Origin of the sequence: Massilia sp. CT11-108 (assembly GCF_047302915.1) — a bacterium.
Classification (GTDB): Bacteria; Pseudomonadota; Gammaproteobacteria; order Burkholderiales; family Burkholderiaceae_D; genus Telluria; species Telluria orientalis.
Map to the genome: position 1 here is coordinate 1 of NZ_JBKYMO010000451.1, position 4481 is coordinate 4481.

A 4481-nucleotide genomic window follows, 5' to 3' on the forward strand; every position below is an offset into this window, starting at 1 on the left:
ATCGCCGCCCTCATGCTGGAAGACCGTGTCGACATGGACAGCGCCTCGGATGCGGCGGCGCGGCGCGCGGACGCGAGCTGCATTACGTCGCCCGGGAACAGACGCTCGACCTGGACCTGGTGGCTGCCCTTCCCCAGCAGCCCCAGCTTGAGGGCGGCCGTGTACGAGACGTCGATCACGCGGTCGGAGTGGAACGGTCCGCGGTCGTTGATGCGCACGACGACGGACTTGCCGCTCTCCAGGCTCGTGACGCGCGCGTACGAGGGGATCGGCAGGGTCGGATGCGCGGCCGTCATCTTGTACATGTCGTAGGCTTCGCCCGACGACGTGCGCTGGCCGTGGAACTTGACGCCATACCAACTGGCCACGCCGCGCTGGGTGAACGGTTCGTCGTTGATGAGCGGGGTGTATGTCTGGCCGAACACGGAGTACGGCTTGTTGGCGAACTTGGCGTAGGGCTCGTACTTGACGACGGCGTCGGGGGTGTCCAGCAGGCCCGGCGGCGGATTCGCGCCGGGGCCGTCGTCCTGGTAGTAGCCGCCGCGGCCGGAACCGGCCGGCGGCAGGTTCGGAAGCTTCGGATCCACGCGGGTGACCTTGTGCTTCCACGGCAGGGGGATCAGGCTTTTGTGTTCGCCGTTCTGGTCCGTGGTACTGCACCCCGCCATCATTGCCAACATCGCAATGACCGCTGGGAGCGACCTCGGAACGGCCTTCGCGTTCTCTTGCATATCAGGTCTGCACCAGTTTGCGGTGTCGTTGAATACTCATCAATATACCACTGCAGAGGCCCAAAGTAATCAGCGCGGTTCCGCCATAGCTCATGAAAGGAAGCGGAACTCCGACCACGGGCAGGATGCCGCTGACCATGCCCATGTTGACAAAGGCATACACAAAAAACATCATCGCGACCGATCCGCCCAGCAGGCGCGTGAACAGGTTCGGTGCATTGGCCGCGATCATCATCGCGCGCCCGATCAGCAGCAGGTACAGGAACAGCAACAGGAGGTTGCCGACCAGACCAAACTCTTCGGAATATACCGAAAAAATGAAGTCGGTGGTACGTTCCGGAATGAATTCCAGATACGCCTGCGTCCCTTTCATATAGCCTTTGCCGGTCACGCCGCCCGAGCCGATCGCGATGGTCGACTGGATGATGTGGAAGCCCTTGCCGAGCGGATCGGACGTGGGATCGATCAGCGTCATCACGCGTTCGCGCTGGTAGTCGTGCATCATCGACCACGCCACCGGCAGGCCCGCGCAGCCGGCCGCGAACAGCGCGCCGAGCGCCTTCCACGACAGGCCGGCCAGGAAGATCACGAAGAAGCCGGAGCCGCCCACGAGCAGCGCCGTGCCGAGGTCGGGCTGCTTGGCGATGAGGCCGAAGGGTATCAGGAGCAGCACGGCCGCCACCGCGAATGACTTCCAGTTGAGGATGCCCGCCCGGGTCTGGAAATACCAGGCCAGCATCAGCGGCGTGGCGATCTTCATGATTTCGGACGGCTGGATGTCCACGCCCACGTGCAGCCAGCGCCGCGCGCCCTTCTTGATGATGCCGACGGTCGCCACCGCGAGCAGCAGCGCGACGCCGAACGTATAGATCGGCACGGCGAGACGCAACAGGGTCTGCGGGGGTACGATCGCGGCGGCCCACATGAACACGAAGGCCGCGATGATGTTGCGGATCTGCCCTTCCAGGCGGCCGGGGAAGTCGTGGCCGGCCGAGGACAGCGTGACGAGGCCCGTGCACAGCAGCAGGAACAGGATCAGCGACAGGGCCGGATCGAAGACGGTGAAATACGGTTTGAGGCGCCGGCTGAGCGAGCGGCGTTCGGGAAAATGCGCCATGGTTCAGTCCTTGTTGCCGGGGGTCTCGCCGCCCGGCCTGAAATCGGCGCCGGCCGTGGGCGCCACCTGGTCTTCGTCGGCCGGGACCGGGTCGACGGGTTTCGGCGCCGGCTTGTCCGCGTCGCCCGGACGCTTGCCGAGCAGGTAGTAATCGAGCGCCTTGCGTGCGATCGGTGCCGCCACCGCCGCGCCGAAGCCGGCGTTTTCCACGACCAGCGCGAGCGCGATGCGCGGATGGTCGGCCGGCGCGTAAGCGATGAACAGCGCGTTGTCGCGCAGGCGTTCCGGGGTCGCGGCGGCATTGTACTTCTGGCCCTTCAGGCCCACGACCTGCGCGGTACCCGTCTTGCCGGCCACGGTGTACTGCACGTTGCGGAACGGGATGAAGGCGGTGCCGCTCTGGTCGGCCGTCACGCCGACCATGGCGCGCTTGACGACGTCGATGTTCTCCTGCTTGAGCGGGATGCGGCCGGATTGCTTCGCCACCGTCGGCGTGCGTGCATGGTTGCCGCCGTCCTCGAGCAGCTTGACGAGGTGCGGCCGCATGATGACGCCGTCGTTGGCGAGCGTCGCCACCGCGTGCGCCATCTGCAGCGGCGTATAGCTGTTGAAGCCGTTGCCGATCGAGATCGAGATCGTGTCGCCGCCGACCCACTTCTGCGCCGCGCGGTTGCGCTTGAAGCGCTCGCGCTTCCATTGCTGCGACGGCAGCACGCCCGTCTTCTCGTGTTCGAGGTCGATGCCGGTCTTTTCGCCGAAGCCGAACGGCTGCATGAAGTCGTGCAGGCGGTCGATGCCCATCTCGTTGCCGAGCTGGTAGTAGTAGGTGTCGCACGACATCACGATCGACCGGTACATGTCGATGTAGCCGTGGCCGCCGCGCTTGTCGTCGTTGAAGCGGTGCCCGCCCAGCATGAAGAAGCCGGGGTCGTTGATGCCGTACTCGGGGCGGCGCAGGCCCAGCTCCAGCGCGGCCAGCGCCATGTACGGCTTGAACGTGGAGCCGGGCGGGTACGTGCCCGACAGCGGACGGTTCATCAGCGGCTTGTCGAGCGACGTGTTCAGCTCCGTCCAGCTCTGGGTGTCGATGCCGTCGACGAACAGGTTCGGGTCGAAGCCGGGCCGCGACACGTACGCGAGCACGTCGCCCGTCGCGGGCTCGATGGCGACCAGCGCGCCGCGGTAATCGCCGAACGCCTGCTCGACGACTTTCTGCAGCTCGATGTCGATCGACAGGATCAGGTTGTTGCCCGGCGTCGGCGGCGTGCGCGACAGGGTGCGGATCGCGCGGCCGCCGGCCGAACGCTCCACTTCCTCGTAGCCCGTCTGGCCGTGCAGCTGGCGCTCGTAGCTCTTTTCCAGGCCTTCCTTGCCGATATGGTCCGTGCCGTTGTAGTTGGCGGCATCGTCGCTGGCGTCGATGATCTTGGCCTCGGCCTGGTTGATGCGGCCGATGTAGCCCAGCACGTGCGAAGCGACTTCGCCCAGCGGATACTGGCGGAACAGGCGCGCCTGCACTTCGACGCCGGGGAAGCGGAAGCGCTGCGCGGTGAAGCGCGCCACCTCGTCGTCGGTCAGGCGGGTGCGGATCGGGACGCTGGAAAAATTCCTCGACTCTTCCATCAATCGCTTGAAGCGTTTGCGGTCTTTCGGTTCGATCGTGACGAGCTTCGCGAGTTCGTCGATGACGGAATCGAGGTTCGCTTCCAGCTTCGACGGCGTGATCTCGAGCGTGTAGGCGGAGTAGTTGCTGGCCAGGACGACACCGTTGCGGTCGACGATCAGGCCGCGGTTCGGCACGATGGGAACCAGCGCGATGCGGTTGTCCTCGGCCTGCGCCATGTACTGGTTGTGCTTGAAGACCTGCAGCCAGACGAAGCGCGCGACGAGCAGGCCGAAGCAGATGAAGACGAACAGTACCATCGCCGTCAGGCGCATCCGGAACAGGTGGATCTCGCGATCGCTGTCTTTAATCTCGGTCATTCGGGGAGGCGATGAATGAATGCTTCAGATCGGACGCGTATGGTCCTTGTCGACCGCGCGGCGCTGCGGCGCCAGCAGCAGCCACGTGATGACGGGCCACAGGGCGACGGCGATCACGCTTTCGATGAACACGAGCGCGCCGGGGAAACGGCCCGTGACAAAGAAGCGCACCATCACCTGGATCGCCTGCGTGAGCAGCAGCAGCGGGAACACGTGCATCGCCTGCGTGACGAGCGGGAACCACAGCACGCGGCGGTGGATCATGATCGCCAGGTACGACAGCAACGTGTACGCGAGGGCGTTCTCGCCCAGCAGCGTGGCGTCGTGCACGTCCATCAGGAGGCCCATGCAGAACGCGATGCCGATGCCGACCTTGCGCGGCTGGTGGATGCCCCAGAACACGAGCACCAGCGCGACGAAGTCCGGCGCGCCGACCCAGCGGCCCCACGGCAGCAGGTTGAGCATGAACGCGCAGACCAGGCTGAACGTGATGAACAGCGGGCTGACCGGCAGCAGGATGTAGTGCGGACGGTTCGTCGTCGGCATCAGGTGCCCTCCTTCGGCCGGGCTGCGGTGTTGGCTGCGGCCGGCGCTCCGGCGGCCGGCACAGGCGCGGCCTGGGTCGGCGCGCCGGACTTCGTCGCGCTGGT

General features: G+C 65.7%; 4 protein-coding genes. All 4 read right to left on the reverse strand.

All coding sequences use genetic code 11. The features are described 5' to 3' along the window. Positions 1-680 (reverse strand): septal ring lytic transglycosylase RlpA family protein (locus ACEN88_RS25085; protein WP_413344053.1); only part of this gene is annotated, 680 nt, incomplete at its 3' end. A gap of 52 nt (positions 681-732) precedes the next feature. Next, positions 733-1848, reverse strand: coding sequence for a rod shape-determining protein RodA (gene rodA, locus ACEN88_RS25090; protein WP_413344055.1), 1116 nt, complete (start codon positions 1846-1848; stop codon positions 733-735). Between the two features lie 3 nt (positions 1849-1851). Continuing rightward, positions 1852-3831 (reverse strand): penicillin-binding protein 2, encoded by a 1980-nt coding sequence (mrdA, locus tag ACEN88_RS25095; protein WP_413344057.1) that lies wholly within the window; start codon positions 3829-3831, stop codon positions 1852-1854. 24 nt (positions 3832-3855) lie between these two features. Then, positions 3856-4377, reverse strand: coding sequence for a rod shape-determining protein MreD (gene mreD / locus ACEN88_RS25100; protein WP_413344059.1), 522 nt, complete (start codon positions 4375-4377; stop codon positions 3856-3858). Positions 4378-4481: the final 104 nt, after the last annotated feature.

What these genes read in the sequence shown, in the direction of transcription:
- rodA (WP_413344055.1), bottom strand. Translation starts at nt 1,848, where the DNA reads ATGGCGCATTTTCCCGAACGCCGCTCGCTCAGCCGGCGCCTCAAACCG.
- mrdA (WP_413344057.1), bottom strand. Translation starts at nt 3,831, where the DNA reads ATGACCGAGATTAAAGACAGCGATCGCGAGATCCACCTGTTCCGGATG.
- mreD (WP_413344059.1), bottom strand. Translation starts at nt 4,377, where the DNA reads ATGCCGACGACGAACCGTCCGCACTACATCCTGCTGCCGGTCAGCCCG.